Source organism: Mesorhizobium sp. M1A.T.Ca.IN.004.03.1.1 (assembly GCF_003997555.1).
Taxonomy (GTDB): Bacteria; Pseudomonadota; Alphaproteobacteria; order Rhizobiales; family Rhizobiaceae; genus Mesorhizobium.
The window spans coordinates 1-243 of sequence record NZ_RZTV01000942.1; the positions used below are offsets into that span (position 1 = coordinate 1).

Genomic DNA, 243 nt, shown 5'->3' on the forward strand with positions numbered 1-243 from the left:
GCAAGAGCCAGGTCGGCTCCGGGGATCGCTCCGAACGCATTCGCACCTATAATTTCCCTCAGGGCCGTGTCACGGACCATCGGATCAATCTGACGCTCTACAAGCTCGACCGGATGATGGAAGGCGAGATAGAGGAGGTGGTGGATGCGCTGATGGCCGATTACCAGGCGAGCCAGTTGGCCCAGCTCGGCGAACAGCAATGAGCGCCACGGTCGCCGATATGCTTGCCGAAGCGCGGCGTCG

General features: G+C 61.7%; 1 pseudogene. It reads left to right on the forward strand.

The annotated features are described in order from the left end of the window. Positions 1 to 203 (forward strand): annotated as a pseudogene (locus tag EOD29_RS34460) (peptide chain release factor 1); the annotation flags it as partial. Between the last annotated feature and the right edge of the window lie 40 nt (positions 204 to 243).